Genomic DNA, 21682 nt, shown 5'->3' on the forward strand with positions numbered 1-21682 from the left:
CGTCACCCGCCGATCATCACGGTGAACGGACCCGGCCCTACGACTGCACCGCCACCGGCAGTCGCATCCCCGATGCGCGCCGCCGGCAAGCCGCCGATCAGCACCGTCATCGAACTCATCACGATCGCGTCGGCACCGCAGCTGTCGCCGAGCCGCGCGGCGGGCAGGCCGCCGATCAGTACGGACGGTGCACCGGGCGGAATGATCGGCATCGGAACACCGACCGTAGCGGTACTGACGATGATGTCGCTAACCCGTGCTGCGAACATGGTCCGCCTCCTCCTTCTTGTTCGTGGGTCGTCCTCTCCGGGACCGCCCTCAGTTGATCTGCACCATCCCGCCCTTGATCACGGTCATGGCGTCGCCGCTAATCTTGGTCTGAGCCCCGGACATTTCGGCCGTGGCCGTGCCTGACGCCTTGAAAGCGCTTTTGGCGCTGAATTCGGTATTCATCCCCGAGAGCTTCACGTCCTTGCCGGCCTTGAGAACCAGGTCCTTGTCGGTCTCGATGGTGATGCCGCTGTCATCGAGGGTGATCTTGTTGCCGTTCTGGTCCTTGAGGACGATGCCCTTGGCATCCTCGGAAAGTGCGAAGCTGTTGCCCGCCGGAGTCTCGAGGCCGATAATCTTCTTGTCGTCGTCGAAGGTGAGCTTCAGCTTCTCGCGACTGACATAGCCCTTGTGGTGGTTGGTGTCCTTCGCCGGCTCGGGAGCGGCTTTGGCGCTGCTATGGCACATGCCGAGGATGACGGGGTCTCGGGGATCGTCGTTGAGGAACCCGACCACCACTTCGTCGTCGATCTCGGGTCGGAAGAAGGTGCCGCGCTTCTCGCCGGCGTCGAGCGTTGCCAGACGGGCCCAGATGCCTTCCTCGTTGCTGCCGACCAGCGGCAGCCGGCACTTGATACGATCCTCGCCTTCGGGGTCGTTCTCAAGCGCGGTGACGACGCCGATCTGCAGTCCGCTGGCGTTTGGCAACAGGCCCGCTGCCGGTAGGGGCCGCAGGTTGTGGGTCTCGGCGAACAGCTCCGGATTCAACCCGAACTGCACGTCGGTTTCCCAGTTGCCAGCAGAGACGCTATGGCGTACGCCGGAGACGTAGAGCTTGCCTTCGAATCGTTCCCCGATACCGGTGATCTCGACGATCTTGCCGGGAAGCACGGCGGCGAAGCCCTGGCAGCGCGCCCTACCGCGCAGCCGCGCAAGACGCATGCGCAGGAGCCGCGCATCGACCCAGGTCTGGAGCTGGGCTGTGTCGATCGCCCCCCCGTGCCTGATCTCGTCGATAGTGTCGCCCAGCACCTTGGCAAGATCGGCCGCCGCGATGTTGCCGGCCGCCGGCGTTGAAGGCTCATTGCCGTCGGCTTCGACCAGCGCCTGATCCGCGGCGCTCCAGGCACTGGCCTTGATCCCCTTGCTTTGCCAGCGCGCGTCGATCTCGGCATCGAGTTCGAGCACGGTGGAGCCGTAGCTGATCTGCAGCGCGGGCGATCCATCGGCGGCGGGAATGGCGACCCTGACCTTGTCGTCCCCCACCATCACGACCTGACCATTTGCCTCGGCACGGCAGAGCAGAAAGTCCCAGTCGGTGGCGTCGTACTGCACCACCTGCCCGAGCGTTGCGGAAGTCGCCTCGACTTCCTTGGCGAGCCCATGCGCATCGAGGACTTCCTCCATGATGTCGCTGTCCGTCTTGTCGACGAAATAGCGGCTCCTGTGGCCCGAGCTTGCCTTCACGATGTCGGCGAAGCACTCGACGCTGAGCACGTTGCCGGACTTCCGTACCTTGATGCGCTGCTTGATAATGGTACCCTTGAACACGGTCTGGTTCTGTGCGCGGTAGCCGAGCTGGATCTCGATCGACTTGCCCGGCAGGAAATACTCCGCGTTGCTGGCCGCAAAGGTCGCCTTGGCGGCTTCGCCGTCTTCGATCTGAATCAAGGCGGACGGGATGCGATTGAGCTCACGATTGACCGTCACCGAGAGGATGTGAAACCAGCCCGGTATCTCCTTGTCGCCGACCAGCACGGCAATCGTACAGACGTCCGGTGTGCTCGGTGTCGGGATGGTCGTGGCTGTGTTCATGGCGCGGCCCCGCGCTTGGCAATTGGCGGAAATCTGAGAGTGGTGCCGGGCTTGAGGGTGCGGAAATTGTCGAGGCCGTTCTTTGTCGCCACCTCGAGATAGCGTCGGGAATCGCCATAAATCCGGAAGCAGAGCAGCGGCAGGGTGTCACCCAGCTTGACGACGCGGACATGTGTGAGATCCGACGACTGCTTGTCTTCCTTGGCGGCGCGTTTCTCCTCCTCGATGCTGCTCTTGAAGGTAACCTTGGCGAGTGCGCGGATCGGTGTGCCGCTGCTGTTGAACAGCTTGTAAATGATATCGACCGCCGTCACGCGGCCCTTGAAGATCGAATTTTCGCCCCACACCAGCTTGAAATGGCGCGGTTCGTGGGCATCGCCCTTGTAGTCGATGACGACTTCCTTGAAGCGCTGGAGATCCGTGGCAACCGACTCGCGGGGCTCGCCGTCAATGATGCCAGTATTGTCAAACAGGAATTCGAACGACATTTCGGCGGGCTCGGTATATTCGTACTTGAGCTGCTTGCCGCTGGTCCCCTGCCCCTGCCCGCCTTCGGCAAATTTCAGCTTATAGGCCAGCGTGTAGGTTTCAGGGTTGATAAGCGCCTCGAATGCCTCGTCGGCTTCGGCAACGCCGCCACTCTCGGCCTTCTTTGAATCCGAGAAGGCAAGGATGAGCATCTTACCGTGCTTGCCTGATTGAGCCATCATCGATCTCGCTTCGACTGCATGATCTGCAGCACTTGCTCGACACATTCCGCAACGATCGCGTCCTTGTCGGCTGCACCACCGCCCGGACTCGAAGCGGCCTGCGGCTGGCGGGGGGGGCCTGCGTCAACCGCTACGCGGATGTGCAATTCCTTGATCTCTACCGGCATGTCGACTCCCCCCTAACAAATGCTGTGCTGCACTATGGAGCGCGCCACCCCACGGCGGCGCCAGCCAAGGGACTATTGAAGGCTGAAGTAGCGGTAGGTCAGCTCCATCGTTTCGACGACCACGCTGCTCTCGTTGGCGTTGAAGTCACTGACCAGCCATTTCTTCGGTATGGCGTGCGCGACGTTCCAGACGCGCAGCGGATCGCCAGTCTCGTTCATCAGGATCACGTTGAGGTCGGCGGGTGAAAACTCCCGGTCGCGAAAAGCAGCCAGGAACCACTTGATGACGCTCGAGTTCACCAGCATGCCGCGCTTCAACACCATGTCGGCATATTTCGTGCGAACCGGCAGCTTGTGCTCGAAGCGGTTCTCGCCGCCCTCCTTGAAGCTCTCGTAGTCATACTCCACCGACAGGCCGGACACGGTCTGAAAGCGGGCGTCGTCCGTGGGCGGCCGACCGGAGCCGAGCAGAAACTCGACTTTGTAATAGAAGCCCCATGGTGGGTAGTAGCCGGGCATGACGCCTACACCTTCATCTGCTTCAGGCCCTCATGGGCAATCTCGATGCTCTCCACGGCGATTTCGTTGGCGTCGGACTTAAGGTCCGGCGCCGTGACCTTCACGGCGAAGCAGCGTGTCGCCGACCATGCGGCAACCGGGTCGTGCTTTTCGTTGAGCAAGCGGATGACCACGTCGCGGCGGCCGCCGACCCGGTCATTAGCGACATCGTCGAACCAGGTGTTGTAATCAAAATCGCCCTCGAACTTGCCGCGCTTGAGAGTGATATTGTTGTTCTTCACAAGACCCGGCATTGCGATCTTGTTGAAATCCTTGCTGTCGCTGTGGCGGTATTCGATCTTTTCGCGCTCTATCACCAGTCCGGTGACTTCGGTGAAGCTGATCTTCGCTCCACCCCAGTCGACCTGAAAGTGAAAACGCGGCAGCGGATATTCTTGAGCCATCGGAACCTCCTATGGGCCGGTCAGGACACGGCCAGCTTGTGCGAGAACCGCAGGATGATGAATTCGGCCGGGCGAACCGCCGCCAGACCAATCTCGACGATCATGCGGCCTTCGAGGATGTCGAGTGCGGTCATGGTCTTGCCAAGGCCGACCGAAACGTAAAAGGCGTGCTCGGGCTTCACGCCCTGCAGCGCGCCCTGCCGCCACAGCGTAGTGAGGAAGTTCTCGATCATGCCCTGCACCTTGACCCAGGTGTTGGCATCGTTGCTCTCGAAGACGAACTGCATCGTCGACTTCTTGACCGATTCCTCGATGAAGATGAAAAGCCGGCGCACGTTGATGTAGCGCCACTCGTTGTCGTTGCCGGCGAGCGTGCGCGCCCCCCAGACCAGTGTGCCCTGGCCGATGAACGGACGAACCGCGTTCACCGACTTGCCGCCGGTGGGGTCGACGTTCATCTGATCCTGCTCGATATTGGTGAACTGGATGACCGGCCTGACGACCGTCGCGACGCTGACATTTGCGGGCGCCTTCCAGACGCCGCGGCTGCTGTCGACGGCGGCATAGATACCCGCCATCGCCGGAGATGGCGGCAACTTGCAGGGCAGATCCGTGATGGCAGCCTTCGACAATTCGTAAGCGGCATTGTCGGTCGCCGACAGCGTATTGAGCTTGACCGCGGCGGCGGCGGCGCCGTCAGTGTTGATTATGACGTTGATGCTACTCTCTTCGAAGTCGAAGTTGAGCGTGGTTTCGAGGTTAGGCGCGTAGGCGGCGCCATACTTCAAATTATTGGCGCCAACTCCGTTGCTCCGGAACTCATTGATTGCGGTGATGAGGTTGGCAGTCGGGTCGGACAGCGATTCTCCATCGCCGTGGACGTCCATGATCACGAAGCGGTCCTTCAAGTCGGCACACTGTGCCAGCGCGGCATCCTGGAGGGTCTTGAAGTCGCCGATCGAAAGACTTTGAGCTTCCGGAATGACGATCAGTGTAGGCTCGTCCTCCTTCTTCACAGCGACTAGCCCGGCGTCCAACTCCGTTTCGACAAGTGCTGCAGCCATCGTTGCCTTATAGGGGCCTACCGAGATGATGTAGCAAGGTCCGCCGCCGTTGGCGAAGTAGAGCTGAAGGGAATAATAGAGGATGTGCTTGGAGCGCTTTTCTTCCGCCAGTTCGGCCACCGCCTTCTGGGCAGTGATCAGCCCGGCGCTCTTTGTCTGGGTGACCGCGACCGTGATGTCGGTTTCCTTCTGCGGTCCACCGAAGTGGGTTTCGTAGTCAACCAGGGACGAAATGCGTGTCGGCTTGAGTTTCAGATCGAGTACGCCGTCGGTAGCCTTCTCCGTGTAACCGATAAACGCCGGGATCGCCGTCTCGACGGGCGCCACGGACGGCGGAAACTTCGCTATTTCCTCGATGTAAACACCGGGTGTCTTGTAAGCGGTCGCCATGGAGGTTTCCTTTCACCGAAACGAGTTGAATTCCTAGACGTAGATATCGGAGACCAACCGCGTGATCTTTGCGCCGTTCTGCTCGGCCTTGACCGTGCCGGACGGCTTCTGCCTGGTTCCCGCATTCCCGAAATGCGTCAGCGGCAACGCGTCCGGCTCGGCTGTGACGGCCGTGCCGTCCTGTTTTTTTCGATAGTTCCAGAACGTCGCGCGGTTCTTGAAGCGCACCTGATAGACCGGTGGCGTGGTCTTCGGTGCACCGTTACCATCGACGAAACTGAAGGCGCCGTTGTCGGCGCGCACGGCGCTGAGGCGGATGAGCAAAAAGACGTCGTCCGGAATGTCATCCGACAGCGTCACGCCGCGGGCAGGCGCGCCGCTAATGCCGGCCGGCGTAACGATCGGCGGTGCGTCCGCCTGGGTTACATAGAGTGGCAGGCCGGCCAGCGTGCCCAGCTGTTGCTTGGTGGCGCCAGGATTGTCGCTGGTGAGTTGCACCAGCTTGGTGCCGGACTTGACCAGCGCTTCGACCCGGTCCGTCGCGTCGGGCGCCGGGGTCTCGCGCGAAAGAAACAGGGTTGGACTGGCGCCGCTGCCCCTCGTTGCCCCGGTCAGGTTGGAAAGAACCGGGACATTCTCCTTGAACCGGTATGTCGCACGGTCCGGAGTATTGTCGGTTGGATCGGAGAGTTCGTAGAGCTTCCGGGGCAGGAGCGTGAGGGCGGTGTAGTCGAAGAAATCGCTGTCGATCACCGACACGGCGAAGCTCAACAGGATTGTCTGATCAATTGCCGCCGCCTTGGGCGCTGCGACCACGAAGCCGAGGGCAGTCGCCCTGAAGATGCAGCCGAAGCCACTCAACAGGTCGTCGGTTGAGCGCGTCGGCCTGACTTTGAGGAACGCGCGCGCGTCGTAGGCCAGAAGGCGTGCTTGCTGGCCGGCCGCCGGTGCATTGTCAAAGACGGCGGCGCCGTCATCCAGCCAGTAGTGATGCAGCAACCTCACTTCGAACAGACGGCGATATACGGTCGTGGCGCGCTCAGTCATCGGCCGGCAACCGCATTCCGCTGACCGAAATCGGTGACGACCTCGGTGATCAGCCCGGCTTCGCTCTGGACCGCCTGGAACTTCAGCTCGAGCAGTCGCAGCGTGTACAGCGCGAAAGGATACTGCTTGCCGCCGAGCGTCCCCCAGAGATGGTTCACCTCCTCCATCGTTGGCGAATAAAGATCGAAGATCAGCTTGAAGGCTTCCAGGTGATCCAGCGGGCTGCCGACCAGATTCTTCGTGAGGGAGTCCGGCGCGACTGAATTCTGATCAAATACGTTGTTGAACTGGAAGAACCGGATCGCTCGCGAAAGCATCAGCAATGCGTTTTCGTACTTGCCATGCGTGGCGACGACCAGGACGTGGAAGTTCAGAAAGATGGGAGGGTTCTGATAGACGGCGCGCAAGGCCATGTCGTTGCGGGCGTAGTGCGGCCCGTTCTTCAGCGCCTTTTCTTCGCGGAGATTGACCATCGAGAAGCTGAGAACATCGCGCGGCACCCCGGCGTTTGCGCCGTTGCCCACGCCCTCGGCGATGTTGGCAAGGCGAACCTGAGGCGCGACCGCCGCGTAAGCATCGGTCAGATGCTTATCGAGCTCGTTGATGACGATTGTCAGGGCATGCGACAGCATTGCGCTAATCCTGTGAGGCAAGCGTTCGTTTCATCTGTCCGAAGATGGCTGGATGCAGCGCGGACGCCTCGGCATCGCATCTCCAGGAAATTCGGAAGCTGAACCGGATGTTGAGGGATGCCCGCCTCAGCATCATCACTGCGTCCTCACCGCACCATCACGACAGTGGGCAACCAGATCCATGCGCCGAACTGGGCCGGAGGTCTTCGCATTCAAGACTGATCCGCCTAATGGATCACTGAGCCGAAGAACCGACGCCACCGGTCGGGGATAGAAGGGCAGACAGCATTCACTTCGCGTGTCGAAACGCCTTCAGGACCACGAACTCTTTGATGGCCGGCCGGATCGGCTCGCAGAATGGAGCCGAGGCCAGAGCGAACAAAACCTCTTACGTGCTTGAACCGCATCCAGGCAACGGCCCCGAAGCGCGGGAAAAGCGGCGGCGCAAGCCTATCACGACACATTCGCTTCAACTGGCGCTTCAACTGGTCCGCCCGATCCAGCGCGGGCGATACATTTCCGTGATCCGCCAGCGTTTCGATGGATAGTCTGTACTCACTGCGCAACGAGAAATGAGTGACAGTTCCACAGGTGGATTGCGGCACTATAGCCTCATGATTGAGGAACGTACCAACAAGGACCAGGCGCAAATTGGCGACCGCCATCTGTTCAGGATTGTCGCATGGATTGAGCAGGTATCGCCTCCCCGTTGGCGTGGTTGGGTATGGCACATAGATCCCCACGCCCAGCCAATCATGAGGCAACGCGCCTTCGATGATATCGAAAGCGCTTTCGACATCATCCGAGAGCAGCTCGGCGCCCAATCGTTGCCCGGTAATGACGATGAGTAAGCAGGCCTGCCCCCAGCTGCCGGGTCTATTCAAGGCTGCTCAAGCGCGACGAACACCATCGAGCTGATTTTTGGCCGGCTGCCGGCAAGGTGACCGGCAGTGGTGATGCGATGGTGATTGCAACGTGACCGAGCTAAATGATAGCTGCGCGCTGTAGAAAAAAATGCAGCAGTAAGGTACAAAGGCCTGTGCGCCAAGTATAGGAGCCGGCCGGGTTACCCTTCCCTGCAGGTGAAGCAGATTTTCATTCAACCTTAAATAGTGGATCATCCAATCAACGAAGGCGGCCAAGCCATGCTCAACGTAATCATGCTGGGTGGCATATCCTTTGTTGTAAACGGTACTCGCATTAGAAATGAGCTCGGGCAGAGTGGACGGCGCCTGGCCTGCTACCTTCTGACATTTCCGGGCCGGGCTCATCGACGCGAAAAGCTAGCAGACTTGTTCTGGGAGAATCTGGAGCCGGACAATGCTCGCGCGGCCCTCAATACAGCTATATGGCGTTTGCGCAAGCTGCTCGAAACGAGCGGGAGTGCACGTGTGGCACGTCAACTTATTACGACCTCAGATGAGGTGATTTTAGAATCCTGCGAATCCATCTCCGTCGATCTTCACAGCTTCTTGGAACGGATAAGGAAATCCAGGGAACTGGCGACCGTTGGCAATGCAGCGGCAACCAGTTTCGCGCTGCAATCAGCAGTGGACGAATATGGTGGGCCATTTCTCGATGGGGAAGACCACGATTGGATCGTGCTGGAACGCGAACGGTTGCAGTGCCTCTATATGCGCGCGCTTGTAGACTTGATGAACAATGCAGCGCGCGACAAACGTTATGAAGATGCTCTTGACTATGGCCGGAGGATACTTGGTCATGACTCGCTGAGGGAGAATGTACATCGGAGCATGATGTTGCTGCTCGTCATGAACGGTCAGCGCGCCGAAGCCATACACCACTACGCACGGTGCAAAAGCCTGCTTTTTCAGGAGCTGAAGATTGATCCGATGCCGCAGACGATGCAGCTTGCGGAGTTGATCCGCAGCTCTGGCATTGATGCTAGTTTGGCTGAATTGGCTGAGACCCAATTCGTCGATTCCGCTCGCTTGAGAAAGGTTGGCGACGCATCGCACTTTTAGCAGACCGTTGATCGCCAGAGATCAGCGCTTGTTGTTGGCATTGGTTTGGATTGGCTCTATCGCGAACCCTGCCTCTCCAACAGCTCCGGCCGACTGAGCTCGACGACAATTTCGAAGTTCGGCTCTGAGCTCGAATTGAAGCCTTCACAATAACCATTCTACCAAGGATTGCCTGGCATGATGTAGACCGTCTTTGCTCCGACGAGCGCAATCCGTCTCCTCAATGCCTTGGCGATGAATTCCGGACCATTGTCGGAACGAATATGCGCCGGGAAGCCGTGAAGGATGAAGAGATCGGGCAGGACAGCGTGTGTGAAAAGTGATGTACAAGCCCCATCAGAATTAAAATCTTCACCGGCAGAAAAGTGGATACAGAACGTAGCCCGACTAAATTTCCGATTCCCCTGCAAACGCTGTGATCAGGCGAAATAAAGTTCGCATCGTCTTGGTCGCGGACACCTGAAGCGGGCGCGATTGCAGCCGTGTTGGAATGGCAGGCAAGCTTCACATATGGACAGCCGTAGGATTGGCAAAGCCATCAACGCTCGTGACCCTGGACGCCCAAGCTCGACGCTAGATGCCGCGTTGCTCGTAACGGAAACAGGCCGTCCGAATAACGGCCCGCCAACTCCTCAAAGGCGTCCCCGCTCTTGCTAGCATCGAAACCCGGCGCTCAAGACCATCGACGACTTCATCGCACAGCCGATCATTCGGGACTTCATCAGATGGTGGTGATTGGCAAGACACCACCAAGCCGCTCATTTGCCCCGGCTAGCGGCTACAACGGCATGAGGCATCGGGAATGCGGCGATATCCGTGTAACACCCACGCCGGCGTCGCGCAGCTCCACAAGACGCGCGATCCCACGCGCTGTCAGTAGAGCGTGGGAGATTTGGCGTTGAGAGAGATTCGGGCATTGATACGATAGCTCGGAACTAAGGAAACCTTATCCGAGGATTCGTATCAAATTCCGACGATAAGGGAAGCCATGGCAAGCGGCAACTTTTCATCGAGCGCCTCTACCATACATTCAATGCGGCGGCTGGAGTCTATACGGCCAGTCGAAGCTAGCAGGTTGACCTTTACTGGGTATGAAGCGGATTTGAACCCATTGATATCCATCGCATCGGATCGTAGTTTTGGTGCTTATGGCGTGCTGTAGCGTGGTTGCGGGGGCGGGATTTGAACCTGCGGCTGCAACGAAAACTACTGAGCAAAAAAGGCAATCAAAGAGATAGCCAAGCGCTCAACTGTGCCGCACTTTCGATCAAATCGGAGAAGGCACAGGAGGTGTGAGCACAGTAGCCCTCGATTTTCATCTCCCAGTCCCCTGCCCCAAGCTCTTCGATATGGAACCTCCACGCAATGCCTCTTTACGACCTCAAGCCCACAGATGCGCCAGCGTGCGCCATGATGATCCATCGTCACCGAGAGTGACTGAACGTGATCCGCAAACACCCTACCTTGGAGGCAATCATGCCCGTTGCAGCTCACCGATCCGAAGCGCAGCCAAGGTCCAAGGGCCCACTCGCCGCTGATCGGGAGGTAGGAATAGAAGAGCAGGGCTCCGCGGGCTCCGGACCGTGTCTGTGCGAGCTTCTGCGCCGGTCAGCAACCCAGGAAAGCAATGTGTCCGCCGCGCTCGATGAAACGTTTAGATGCCGAGCATCTTCTTGGCTTCGTTGAGCGCTGCTATTGATCCGGCGTGATCGCCGGCGGCGTGCAACTCTTCACCTTTGGCACGCAGCTCCTTGACTTTCGTCATATCGGGCTCTGCAAGGGTTGCGGTCGGCAAGGCCGCATCGATCGCGGCCATGATGCTCGGGCATTCATTGGCAAAAGCGGTCGCGGGGATGACCGACAAGAATAGTGCAAGCAGAACTGAACGTAACATGGCCGTTTCTCCCGTGCCGGCCCGCGGGAACGCGCCGCGTCGACGACCGGCACGCCGATGGTAGCTCTTAATTCCGGCAGCGGCAACGATCCGGGAACTGTCTTGCGGCCCAGTTTGGTCGGCACGATCTCCATTACTCGCCGAGCAATTCGATACACTGGCTGCAGTGTTCTGAACAAACAGCACACGCCAACTCGCCTGTGAAATTTCTAAACCTAGCAACAGAACCGTTTGTAGAGGTAGTTTTTCTGGAACGATATTCGAGCGTTGCTCCCTGCAATCTTTGCTTTGGGCCCAATTGAGGAGTATTATCTAAAGTTAAGACTCTAGAGAATGATAGGGGTGCGGGCGGAAGACTGCATTACTATTTTCCTCATTGCGCTCCAATGTGGGCGAGGAAGCCCACGCTTTCGGGAGGAAAAGATGAAACGAAGGACCCAGATTGGGGTGAGGACGTCGCGTCGCAAATTCCTGAGCGGCGCGGCCATGGCGGGTGCGGCTATAATCGCCGCACCGAGTGTCGTCAAGGCGCAGGGGCCAGTCAACATGCGTTGGCAGAGCACATGGCCCTCCAAGGATATCTTTCACGAATTCGCGCTCGATTTCGCCAAGAAGGTCAACGACATGACCGGCGGTGACCTGAAGATCGAGGTGTTACCGGCGGGTGCTGTCGTGCCTGCCTTCGGCCTGCTCGACGCAGTGTCGCAAGGAACGCTCGACGGCGGCCACGGCGTGCTCGTCTACCACTACGGGAAACAGACGGCACTGGCACTCTGGGGGTCGGGGCCGGGCTTCGCAATGGATGCCAACATGCTGTTGGCATGGCACAAATATGGCGGCGGCAAGGAACTTCTCGCCAAGCTATATGAATCCATCGGCGCCAATGTTGTTTCATTCCCTTATGGGCCGATGCCGACACAGCCGCTCGGCTGGTTCAAGAAGCCCGTGGCCAAGGTTGAGGATCTCCAGGGACTGAAATTCCGCACTGTCGGCATCTCGATCGATGTCTTCACGGGTCTCGGGGCCGCCGTCAACGCGCTGCCGGGCGGCGAGATCGTCGGGGCATTGGATCGTGGCCTGCTCGACGCGGCCGAATTCAACAACGCCTCGTCCGACCGGGTGCTTGGTTTCCCGGACGTCTCGAAGATCTGCATGCTGCAGAGCTATCACCAGAATGCTGAGCAGTTCGAGGTCATGTTCAACAAGACGAAATACGACGCGCTGCCGGAACAAATGAAGGCAATCATCTCCAACGCCGTCGAGGCTGCTTCGCAGGACATGGCCTGGAAGGCGATCGACCGCTATTCGAAAGACTATGTGGAGATGCAGACGACCGACAAGGTCAAATTCTACAAGACGCCTGAAGCGATCCTCAAGAAGCAATTGGAGGTTTACGACGAGGTCGTGAAGAAGAAGGCGGCAGAAAACCCGCTATTCAAGGAGATCCTCGAGTCCCAGCTTGCCTTTGCCGAGCGGGCGACGCGATGGGAACAGGACACCGTCGTCGGCCGGAGATTGGTGTTCGATCACTACTTCGGACAGGACGGGGTCGCGAAGGAATTCTGATGTCATCACCGGGCAATCAACCCGGTGATGGTCATCCGGGGGGTACCCGTGGACGTTCAGCATTTTCTTCTCAGGATAGATGCGATCAGCGTGTGGGTCGGCAAAGCCGCGGCGTGGCTCATCATCGGGCTGATGACGCTTGTCTGCGTTGAGGTCTTCAAGCGCTACATCATGAACATGCCGACGGCATGGATCTTCGACGCCAGCAACATGTTCTACGGTACTCTGTTCATGCTCGCCGGAGCCTACGGGCTGGCGCAGAACGCCCACGTGCGGGGTGACTTTCTCTACAGCTCGCTCAGGCCGCGGATACAGGCCGGGCTCGACCTGGTCCTCTACATCCTCTTCTTCCTGCCCGGCGTCGCCGCCCTCGTATACGCGGGCTACGACTACGCGGCACTTTCGTGGCGGATCGGCGAGCATTCAACCGTGACGGCGGAGGGGCCGCCGATCTATTACTTCAAGACCGTCATTCCGATAGCAGGTGCCCTCGTGTTGCTGCAGGGACTTGCCGAGATCACGCGCTGCATCGTCTGCCTCAGGACCGGAGAATGGCCGAGCCGCATCAAGGATGTCGAGGAGATGGACGTCGTCGCCGAGCAGCTTGCGCATAGTGAGCACATAGACGCAGAGACGCGCGAAGCCGCGATCGAGCGCGCCCAGGACATCGACAGGGCGGCGCGGCAACGTGGCCTGGGGGGAGACATCGAGACGTGAGCGATCCGTTCCTCGGACTGACGATGCTGCTCCTCATCGTGATCGTCATCATGATGGGGTTCCCGACAGCCTTCACACTGATGGGGCTCGGCATGCTCTTCGGCTTTTATGCCTTCTACAATCCGGTCGAGCACTGGATCGACAATCGCGTCTTCGACCTGATGGTTCAGCGCACCTATGGCGCGATGACCAACGACGTCCTGATCTCCATCCCACTCTTTGTACTGATGGGCTACGTGATGGAGCGGGGCGCGCTGGTCGACAAGATGTTCTACAGCATCCAGCTTTCTTTCCGGCGAGTGCCCGCGTCGCTTGCCGTTGCGACGCTCATCGTTTGCACCTTCTGGGGCATTGCCAGCGGCCTCGTCGGCGCCGTGGTGGTGCTGATGGGCGTCATCGCGATGAACCCGATGCTGCGCGCCGGCTACGACGTGAGGCTCGCGTCGGGCGTCATCACCGCCGGCGGTACGCTGGGCATTCTAATCCCACCATCGGTAATGATCATTGTCTACGCGGCGGTTGCGGGGCAGTCGGTCGTTAAACTCTACGCCGCCGCGATGTTCCCCGGCTTTTTCCTCGCGCTTCTCTATCTCGGCTATGTTCTCGGCTGGGCGATGATCAATCCGAAGATTGCGCCCGCCTTGCCGGAGGAACAGACAAGAGTTCCGGTGCCCGCCTGGATGAGGAGCTTTGAGGCCCTCTATTCGCGTAACATGCTGGCCTCCCTACTTCGCGCGCTCTTCTCGCCGTCGCAGGCGATGGCGATTGAAACCGAGGAGGGACGGCTCACCTATTGGAAGCTGATCAAGAATGCCTGCGCCGCACTGGTGCCCATCTCGCTGACCGTGTTCACGTTCGCGCTCGTGTGGTGGTATGTCGTCATCCATCCGCAAGCTTCGGCTGAGATCGAAGCGCCGGAAGGGCTTGAGGAGCTCGGCGCGCCGGCGGTCGATGCGGGGCCGGCGACGGTCGATGGGCCGGCAACCAGTTTCTACGTGACGTTCGGCATCATCGCAGCCATCGCCGCGGCTGTGCTCGTCCGCTACTACCGCAACATGACAGCCGATCGCTTGCAGGTCGTGAAGCTTCTGGTCTCCTCCGTCATGCCGCTGGGGATTCTCACAGTCGTCGTGCTCGCCGTTATCCTGTTTGGGATCACGACGGCGACCGAATCCGCTGCCGTCGGCGCTGCCGGGGCCTTCCTGCTGGCATTCCAGGCTCGGACGCTCAACTGGAAGCGCGCCAAGGAAGCGGTGTTCCTGACCGCGAAGACGACGGCGATGGTGTGTTGGCTCTTCGTCGGATCGGCGCTTTTCTCGGCCGTCTTCGCCATCCTCGGCGGCCAGGCGCTGATCGAGGAATGGGTGCTGGCGCTCGACCTGACGCCGGTGCAGTTCATGATCTTGTCGCAGGCGATCATCTTCGTTCTCGGCTGGCCGCTCGAATGGACGGAGATCATCATCATCTTTGTGCCGATCTTCCTGCCGATGCTGAGGCACTTCGACATCGACCCGGTTCTCTGGGGCGTCCTCGTCTTCGTCAATCTGCAGGCGGCGTTCCTGTCGCCGCCGGTAGCGATGTCGGCATATTATCTCAAGGGCGTCTCGCCACCGCACGTCACCCTTAACCAGATCTTCGCGGGCATGATGCCCTACATGCTGATCGTCATCCTGTGCATGGTCATCATGTATGTCTGGCCGGGCATGGCACTCTGGCTTCCGAACTATCTCTATGGCTAAGAAAGCCGCCTGCGGTCCTTCAGCAACCATCGTGCGTGTCTACAGCTCTCCCACGGCCCGACTTCAACGCAGCGACGCGCTGTCCTGCCGAGCCCTCTCAACGACATAGCCGATATCGTCGGGAAGCATGAGCCCCTCTGCAACAAGCGCTTGCGCGGCCGCCTCGACCGCGGCGACATGGGCCTTATTATCGTGATAACGCTCGCTCAAGGCTTTGCGGCTGTCGGCTTCGCTCGGCTCCTTGGGGAACGGGATGAAGGTGCCGGCGAGGCTGCAAAGCTCGCCCTCGCCGAAGCCCTCCTTCCGGAGGTTCCAGCCCGCATAGGTGCCGAGCGGCGCCTGAACATAGGCCATCCGGATGCCTCCGAGCGGATTGCCGTCCGCGTCGACGGCAGGCAGGTGGACCGGGTAGATCTTGCCACGCGTCGGCGGCTGTGTCGCATAATCCATGACCCTCAATTCGTTGAAGACGGGGCGCACTACCTCGCCATTGATCTTCGGCAGCTTAAGCTCATCGGGGCGCACAAGCGTTCCGTCGGTCAGACTCGGAAAACGGCTGGCAGGCGGCACCTTGTTCTCCGAGATCCAGTTCGCCATCGCCACGTACAGAGGCCGCATCACCGGTGCGGCGCTCAGTGGATTGGTCGAATAGACGCAGGCCATGTCCTCTACGGACTTCGCCGACCAAGGATTGAAATGCGGCGCTCCGGCGATGAAATAGAGCCGCACATTGTCGGGCATTTTGAGCGGCTTGCCATCGGGCGACGTGGTGACCAGGGACGCGCGTGCCTGCCAGAATTCCGTCGAGGTATCGGTGTGCATGATCTTGGGGCAGGTTTCGGTGGTGCTGCAAGCCGACAGGATACTTCCGCTCTTGCCGCTCAAGGGATCATCCGTTTCCGCATAGGTGAATGGGAACTGATCGCCAGGATAGTCGTGATCCTCGTGCTGGCGCGAATAGCGTCCCGGCTGGGCAAAGCGGAAATTGGTGAAGGTCTTGCGCGAGCCGGCGATATGCGGGATTGCTCCGTCGAAAACCCTGTTGCCTTTCTCGTCGGCGTTGAAGCCCTGGTAGATCAGGTCTCTGAGAAAGCGCCCCGATTGCGAAATCCCCATACCGATCGTGTACTTCACGCCGCCGAGCGGATTTTCCGCCTCATGCCCCTCGTTGCCGCGCAGGAACGAGATCAGGTCGCTGGTGGCGATGAAAGCCAGGCCGGCCGGCACAGCGTCCTTCGCCGGGTAGATGAATTCGTAGATCGCGCCAGCGTCCATATCGGCGGGCCGGGTGATCTCGATTTCGGTCGGGCTCAGATATCTGAAGGAAAGCCCGGCCGTCTGTTGCGGCTCGTCTCCCTCCCTGGCGCGGACGGTGAGCTTGGCTTTCGTCAGGTCCAGGTCCGCCGCCGGATAGGTCAGTTTAGCCGCGCTGGTGCGGCCGGGCTTGTCGAAGATGAACTGTTCGCGCGATCGACCCGTGACGCTCCCAAGAACCGGAAGGTCGATGTTGAGAAACTCGTCGGCAAGGCCAGTTTGCCAGCCGCTCCAGACGATCGTGTCGCCGCGGTTCATGAGAAAGCCGTCGCCGGCCTCAGATGCGGCAGACGGTACCACCGTCGACTCGCTGCGATTGAGCAACGTGAAGCTAAGGTTCCTGCCGCGGTTCGGCACTTCATAGAAGAGTATCGGCGAGCGTTGCCCCGGATTTGCAGGTCGTAGGATAGAAACCTCGGTGCTGAAGACCACCTCGCCCAACGCATTCACCGGCGCCAAGTCAATATCGACGATATCGGCGACGCGCGGCGACTTGGGATCGACGGCGAAGGTCGCAATCGCATCGATGCGTTCATAACCACCGGCTTTGCCGAAGAGCTTGCCTTCGAAAGCGGCCCCCGATGCCTTGATCTGAAATTGGGTAACACGGGCCAAAGCGCTGCTGGACAGCAGAGCGGCCGTCACCATGGCGGACATGAAAATCAGGCGTTTCAACATGCGATTTCCTTCCATTGTTCAAATTCGAGAAATCAACGGCAAAGCAGGGTAGTCACGTTTCACCCAGGGTGGAGCGCCTGCCTCGCAGGAGAAAGGCGCTTGCACGGTCGTGAGAGTGACGTGGGGCACGTCTCGGTCCGAGCTGGCTCGCAAATACAACCGATCTCCGCCTTCCCTCCCATGTGGGGGAAAAGTCTCGACACACTTCGTTTTGCAACGGCAGCCCGCCGTCAGACCAGCCCAGGCACGACGAACACCAACCAGGCAACGATCGGGCCGATGATCGCGATCAGTGCGCTGTAGATGAGCAGCTGTCGCAGCACCTGCTCGCGCTTGTCATCCGGCGCATTGGCGACGACGAGTGCGCCGTTGGTGGAAAACGGGCTGGTGTCGACGATCGTCGTCGAGATCGCGATCGCAGCTACCACACCGATGGCGCTGATGTGCCCTTGCAGGAGGAACGGAACGGCGAGCGGGATAATGGCACCCAGCAGCGCGGTTGAGGATGCAAAGGCTGAGACAATGGCACCGGTGAAGCAAAGCAAAAGCGCGACCAGAAGCGGCATGCCGAGACTGGATATGCCGCTGGCCACATAGTCCACCGTACCGGCCTTCTCCATGACGCCGACATATGTGATTATGCCGGCGATCAGCAGCACGGTCGACCAGCTCACCTTGTCGATCGCCGCCTTCTGGGTTTTCGGCGACAGGAGCGCCAGCACGACGGCAACCGTAATTGCGACCAGACCGACGTTGAACTTGAAAACCAGCGCGCCGATGCCGAGCGCCGTCAAGCCGATCAAGGTAGTAATTCTCTCATTGGTCAGGCGCAACGTCGTAGCGGTGTCAGCCGCCGTACCGTAAGTATGCTCCCTGATCGGTTTGGCAGGCGTGCCGCCATGACCTCTAATCGACGCCGATACGCCCTCGGGATGCAGTTCGGGCAAGGGGCCGAACGATGCCGGCTTCTGCTTCATCACCCTCGCGCCGCCGAAGACGAAGAAGACCAGCACTGCGATCGCCAGGTTGAAGAAGAAGCTGGAGAGAAACAGTGATGTCGGAGCGAAAGGCAACCCCGCCTTTGCGACGATCTGATTGGTAATGCCGCCATAGACGCTGATCGGCGAAAAGCCGCCTGCTTGCGCGCCATGGATCACCATCAGACCCATCATTGCCGGGTTGATGCGGTATTGCACGGCAAAGCTGAGAGCAACCGGCGCAAGGATGGCGACGGCCGCCGGCCCCAGCGCGCCGAAACCGGTGATGATGGCGGCGACGAGGAACATCACCCATGGAATCCAGGCGACATGCCCGCGCACAAGTCGCACCGCGCATTCGACCAGCCAGTCGATGGTGCCGTTGATCTGCGCTATGGCAAAGAGGTAGGTGACGGCGACCAGGGTCAGAAAAAGATCGCTCGGAAAGCCGGCGAAAATGTCGCTGGCCTTCATCCCGATGATCAGCGTGCCGAGCACGAATGTTCCGCCGAATGCCAGCGCGCCCATGTTGATCGGCTGGATCGTCGCGATGACGAACATGCCGATCAATAGCAGTATGGATAGTACTTCGATACCCATGATTCCTCCTCCTCCGACGCCTCCAGCGTCGTCAGTCCTGTTTTCGAGATTGAAGATGGTTTCAGTGCGCCTTCCTCCCAGAGGGCGCGCGTCGTCACGTCCTGGCGTAAAGGTCGGCGTATTTCTGCCGCAGGAGGTTCTTCTGGACCTTGCCCATCGTGTTGCGTGGCAGGTCCTCAGCGAAGATGATGCGCTTGGGCTGTTTGTAGCGCGCGAGACGGTCCTGGAGTGCGCTGACTATGGCGTTTTCATCCAGGACAGCGTCGGGCTTGCGCACGACGATGGCGGTAACGCCCTCGCCGAAGTCGGGATGCGGCACACCGATCACGGCGCTTTCGGCAACGCCGTCGATCTGGTCGATCTCGCCCTCGACTTCTTTCGGATAGATGTTGTATCCGCCCGAAATCACCAGGTCCTTGTTGCGGCCGACGATGTGGACGTAGCCTTGTCCGTCGATCTTGCCGAGATCGCCGCTGATGAAGAACCCATCTGCGGTGAATTCGGCCGCGGTCTTTTCCGGCATGCGCCAATAGCCCTTGAAGACGTTCGGGCCCTTGATCTCGATCATGCCGGTTTCTTCAGGCAGCAGCACGAGCCCGGTGGCGGGATCGGTTACGCGCACCGTCACGCCCGGCAGCGGGAAGCCGACCGTTCCGGCAATCCGTTTCCCCTCATAGGGGTTCGACGTGTTCATATTGGTTTCCGTCATGCCGTAGCGCTCAAGAATCGCGTGACCGGTGCGTCTGTGAAACTCGGTATGTGTTTCGGCAAGCAGTGGGGCCGAACCGGATATGAAGAGGCGGATGTTGGCGACCGCTTGCCCGTCAAGGCGCGCGCTCTGCAGAAGGCGCACGTAGAAGGTCGGCACGCCCATCAGCATTGTTGCCTGCGGCATCAGGGACACCACGACATCCGGGTCGAACTTCGACAGCAGGAACATCGAGGCGCCGGCGAGCAGTGTGACGTTCGTGGCGACGAACAGCCCATGTGTGTGGAATATCGGCAAGGCATGGATCAGCCGATCTTCGGCGGTGACGCGCCAATAGTCTCGCAAGGTCAGGGCGTTCGAGAGCAGGTTCCCATGAGTGAGCATCGCCCCCTTGGAGCGTCCCGTCGTCCCCGACGTGTAGAGGATCGCCGCCAGATCGTCGGCGGAGCACGAGGCATCGACAAAGTCGCCCGGCTCGTCGCGTGCGAGATCCAGCAATGAGCCGGTGCCATCATCGTCGAGCGTTTCGACGATCGCGCCGTAAGGCTTCGCGACTTTCTCGACGCCCCCCCGAGCCGCTGACGAAACAACCACCAAACGCGGCTCTGCATCGCCGATAAAATAGTCGAGTTCAGCCAGGGTATAGGCGGTGTTGAGCGGCAGGTAGACCGCGCCGCTTCGAAGGCAGGCGAGATAGAGGATCAATGCCTCGGCACTTTTGTCGACTTGCACCGCAACGCGGTCTCCGGGGCGAATGCCGAGCGTGTCCATCGCACTGGCAATGCGGCCAGAAAGAGCGAGCGCGTCATCGTAGGTCCACGTACCAGTGCCATTGATCCGGATGAACGGTGCGTCGCCGGGCGCGGCGGCCCGTATAGCGTCGAAAAGATGGTTGCTCACTTTCGCCCTCCTCCAAGCTTTGAGTTCACTATTTGTGCGAATGGCCGGGAGCCTTGCTGGCCATTGCCGCCGCGGCGGCTTTCGTCGTTCTGGTTGAGCAAGCTCTTGACGGCCGGCGAGGCAATCACTTCGCCGCGCTGCGCCAGGGCCTCGTGGTTGGCGACGATATCGTCGAGCTTGTAGAGGTAGTTGACCATCAGACCGTGTGCCTGCTGCATCGCCTTGGTCGAACGGTCGCCAAGAAAATTCAGTCTTTCAAGGCGAGCACCATTGCCGAGATGGAAGCGGGCTACCGGATCGACCGGGCGGCCCTCCGGCGTCCGTTCGATCAGGAAATAGCGCGCCGCAAGCGGCAACAACACGCGCTCCATCTCGATCGCCGTGCTCTCGTCGTCGGCCCATTTAGAATCGTCGAGCAGCATCAGCTTTTCGCGGACCCCGGACGGAAGGGGGGCGGCTGCCGAGCTGCGCGACTTGGCGAGCCAACGGGCGAAGCCTGGGACCGGCGACAGCGTGACGAAATTCTTGAGGCCGGGTAAATCCCTGCGCAGGTCTTCCACGACCTGTTTGATCAGGAAGTTGCCGAACGAGATCCCGCGTAGGCCATCCTGGCAGTTGGAGATCGAATAGAAGACGGCGGTCGTCGCCTCGTCGGCATTGATCTGCTCCCTGCCCTCGTCGAGCACATCTCCGATCGCCCTCGGGACGGACCGGGTGAGCGCCACTTCGACGAACACGAGCGGCTCGTCGGCCAGTCGGGGGTGGAAGAAGGCAAAGCAGCGACGGTCGGCCGGCGCCAAACGACGGCGCAACTCCTCCCAGCCGGCGATCTCATGCACCGCCTCGTATTTGATGATCTTTTCAAGGATGTAAGCCGGCGTCGACCAGTCGATCGGTCGGAGTGTAAGAAAGCCGCGATTGAACCAGGAACCGAACAGATGTGTAAAGTCGGCGTCAAGCGCGTGATATTCGGCGGATTGCTCTTTGGAGGACAGAAGCTGCTGACGCATCCCGACGAGCTTGGCGGTGCCGTTCGGCGCGTGATTTAATCGGCGCAGGAGCTCCTGTCGCCGCGGCTCGGCCGCCTGGTGGAGAGCAATGATCGCCGCAGAGCTTTTGTCAGTGCGGTAATTTTCAATCGCCTGGTCGAGCTTGGTCATGTCGGGCCCGAACTTTTCATGAAGCATATGGAGGAATGTCTGCGCGCCGTCGCTCTCGAGCGACCCCCAGCGCTCGAGTATTTCGGCAGCCAGGGCCATGCCTGAAGCTTCGCCCCGGCTTGATAGCAGCATTTCACAGAGTGTTTGGAGATCGACTTCGGCTGCGACCTGCGTGTTGCGCGAGCCGGAAAACAGAAGCTGGCGTCCGCGGTCGGTGATGCTCTGTAGCATGTCGGTGAAGAAAGAAGCCTCAGACATGCCATAATCCTCTCTTCTGGCCGACCGGGTTGCGCGGACCGTTTGGCGGCGGCTTCCCATCGCCGGGTTTCACCGGTAGTATGTAAACTGTCACATTTCGTACACGAGGTCAATCATCGTGTATACAA

General features: G+C 59.9%; 19 protein-coding genes and 2 pseudogenes. 4 read left to right on the forward strand and 17 right to left on the reverse strand.

Annotated elements, in window-relative coordinates; all coding sequences use genetic code 11:
* Nucleotides 1-2: 2 nt before the first annotated feature.
* From WI754_RS26770 to WI754_RS26815, 10 genes are all read right to left on the reverse strand, one after another.
* Nucleotides 3-269 carry a PAAR domain-containing protein gene (locus tag WI754_RS26770; RefSeq protein WP_341487018.1) on the reverse strand — a complete coding sequence of 89 codons (267 nt, stop codon included), beginning with the start codon at nucleotides 267-269 and terminating at the stop codon, nucleotides 3-5.
* Between the two features lie 49 nt (nucleotides 270-318).
* The gene (vgrG, locus tag WI754_RS26775; RefSeq protein WP_349437984.1) at nucleotides 319-2085 is read right to left on the reverse strand and encodes a type VI secretion system tip protein VgrG; all 1767 of its coding nucleotides are present in this window, start codon (nucleotides 2083-2085) and stop codon (nucleotides 319-321) included.
* On the reverse strand, nucleotides 2082-2792 hold the full coding sequence (locus WI754_RS26780) for a hypothetical protein (RefSeq protein ID WP_341487020.1): 711 nt from the start codon (nucleotides 2790-2792) through the stop codon (nucleotides 2082-2084). The genes vgrG and WI754_RS26780 overlap by 4 nt, the downstream gene beginning before the upstream one ends.
* Nucleotides 2792-2962 carry a DUF5908 family protein gene (locus WI754_RS26785; protein WP_341487021.1) on the reverse strand — a complete coding sequence of 57 codons (171 nt, stop codon included), beginning with the start codon at nucleotides 2960-2962 and terminating at the stop codon, nucleotides 2792-2794. The genes WI754_RS26780 and WI754_RS26785 overlap by 1 nt, the downstream gene beginning before the upstream one ends.
* Nucleotides 2963-3034: 72 nt before the next feature.
* Entirely contained in the window at nucleotides 3035-3481 is a 447-nt protein-coding gene (locus WI754_RS26790) for a phage tail protein (RefSeq protein WP_341487022.1), read from the reverse strand.
* 5 nt (nucleotides 3482-3486) lie between these two features.
* Nucleotides 3487-3924: a phage tail protein gene (locus WI754_RS26795; protein WP_104824462.1), complete on the reverse strand. Its 438-nt coding sequence runs from the start codon at nucleotides 3922-3924 to the stop codon at nucleotides 3487-3489.
* Between the two features lie 20 nt (nucleotides 3925-3944).
* Nucleotides 3945-5378 carry a phage tail sheath C-terminal domain-containing protein gene (locus WI754_RS26800; RefSeq protein WP_341487023.1) on the reverse strand — a complete coding sequence of 478 codons (1434 nt, stop codon included), beginning with the start codon at nucleotides 5376-5378 and terminating at the stop codon, nucleotides 3945-3947.
* Nucleotides 5379-5411: 33 nt separating this feature from the next.
* Nucleotides 5412-6425 carry a hypothetical protein gene (locus WI754_RS26805; RefSeq protein WP_341487024.1) on the reverse strand — a complete coding sequence of 338 codons (1014 nt, stop codon included), beginning with the start codon at nucleotides 6423-6425 and terminating at the stop codon, nucleotides 5412-5414.
* Nucleotides 6422-7057 carry a DUF4255 domain-containing protein gene (locus WI754_RS26810; RefSeq protein ID WP_341487025.1) on the reverse strand — a complete coding sequence of 212 codons (636 nt, stop codon included), beginning with the start codon at nucleotides 7055-7057 and terminating at the stop codon, nucleotides 6422-6424. The genes WI754_RS26805 and WI754_RS26810 overlap by 4 nt, the downstream gene beginning before the upstream one ends.
* A 227-nt stretch (nucleotides 7058-7284) precedes the next feature.
* The gene (locus WI754_RS26815; RefSeq protein ID WP_349437988.1) at nucleotides 7285-7881 is read right to left on the reverse strand and encodes a hypothetical protein; all 597 of its coding nucleotides are present in this window, start codon (nucleotides 7879-7881) and stop codon (nucleotides 7285-7287) included.
* Nucleotides 7882-8202: 321 nt separating this feature from the next.
* On the opposite strand from WI754_RS26815, the gene WI754_RS26820 reads away from it, so the two are divergent.
* Nucleotides 8203-9042, forward strand: coding sequence for a BTAD domain-containing putative transcriptional regulator (locus WI754_RS26820; RefSeq protein WP_341487027.1), 840 nt, complete (start codon nucleotides 8203-8205; stop codon nucleotides 9040-9042).
* Between the two features lie 161 nt (nucleotides 9043-9203).
* On the opposite strand, the pseudogene WI754_RS26825 reads toward WI754_RS26820, so the two are convergent.
* The 3 genes and pseudogenes from WI754_RS26825 to WI754_RS26835 all read right to left on the reverse strand — a co-directional run.
* Nucleotides 9204-9347, reverse strand: a pseudogene (locus WI754_RS26825) (IS3 family transposase); the annotation flags it as partial.
* A gap of 1204 nt (nucleotides 9348-10551) precedes the next feature.
* A pseudogene (locus WI754_RS26830) lies at nucleotides 10552-10650 on the reverse strand (dienelactone hydrolase); the annotation flags it as partial.
* Nucleotides 10651-10696: 46 nt separating this feature from the next.
* Complete coding sequence (locus WI754_RS26835) at nucleotides 10697-10936, reverse strand: hypothetical protein (RefSeq protein WP_341487028.1); 240 nt, start codon at nucleotides 10934-10936, stop codon at nucleotides 10697-10699.
* A 423-nt stretch (nucleotides 10937-11359) separates the two neighbouring features.
* Between WI754_RS26835 and WI754_RS26840 the strand changes: the two genes are divergently transcribed.
* Genes WI754_RS26840 through WI754_RS26850 form a run of 3 tightly spaced genes read left to right on the forward strand, consistent with a single transcriptional unit; the run spans nucleotide 11360 to nucleotide 14958 of the window.
* Entirely contained in the window at nucleotides 11360-12502 is a 1143-nt protein-coding gene (locus tag WI754_RS26840; RefSeq protein ID WP_341487029.1) for a TRAP transporter substrate-binding protein, read from the forward strand.
* A gap of 27 nt (nucleotides 12503-12529) precedes the next feature.
* A complete protein-coding gene (locus tag WI754_RS26845; RefSeq protein ID WP_341488018.1) occupies nucleotides 12530-13219 on the forward strand; it encodes a TRAP transporter small permease subunit in 690 nt (229 codons plus the stop codon).
* The gene (locus tag WI754_RS26850; RefSeq protein WP_341487030.1) at nucleotides 13216-14958 is read left to right on the forward strand and encodes a TRAP transporter large permease subunit; all 1743 of its coding nucleotides are present in this window, start codon (nucleotides 13216-13218) and stop codon (nucleotides 14956-14958) included. The genes WI754_RS26845 and WI754_RS26850 overlap by 4 nt, the downstream gene beginning before the upstream one ends.
* A gap of 63 nt (nucleotides 14959-15021) precedes the next feature.
* On the opposite strand, the gene WI754_RS26855 is transcribed toward WI754_RS26850, so the two are convergent.
* From WI754_RS26855 to WI754_RS26870, 4 genes are all read right to left on the reverse strand, one after another.
* Nucleotides 15022-16950 carry an alpha/beta hydrolase domain-containing protein gene (locus tag WI754_RS26855; RefSeq protein WP_341487031.1) on the reverse strand — a complete coding sequence of 643 codons (1929 nt, stop codon included), beginning with the start codon at nucleotides 16948-16950 and terminating at the stop codon, nucleotides 15022-15024.
* Between the two features lie 230 nt (nucleotides 16951-17180).
* Nucleotides 17181-18527: an SLC13 family permease gene (locus WI754_RS26860; RefSeq protein ID WP_341487032.1), complete on the reverse strand. Its 1347-nt coding sequence runs from the start codon at nucleotides 18525-18527 to the stop codon at nucleotides 17181-17183.
* 94 nt (nucleotides 18528-18621) lie between these two features.
* Nucleotides 18622-20136: a malonyl-CoA synthase gene (locus WI754_RS26865; RefSeq protein ID WP_341487033.1), complete on the reverse strand. Its 1515-nt coding sequence runs from the start codon at nucleotides 20134-20136 to the stop codon at nucleotides 18622-18624.
* The gene (locus WI754_RS26870) at nucleotides 20133-21554 is read right to left on the reverse strand and encodes a malonyl-CoA decarboxylase (protein WP_341487034.1); all 1422 of its coding nucleotides are present in this window, start codon (nucleotides 21552-21554) and stop codon (nucleotides 20133-20135) included. Before WI754_RS26870 ends, WI754_RS26865 begins: the two co-directional genes overlap by 4 nt.
* Nucleotides 21555-21682 lie beyond the last annotated feature (128 nt).

Source organism: Pararhizobium sp. A13 (assembly GCF_040126305.1).
GTDB lineage: Bacteria > Pseudomonadota > Alphaproteobacteria > Rhizobiales > Rhizobiaceae > Pararhizobium.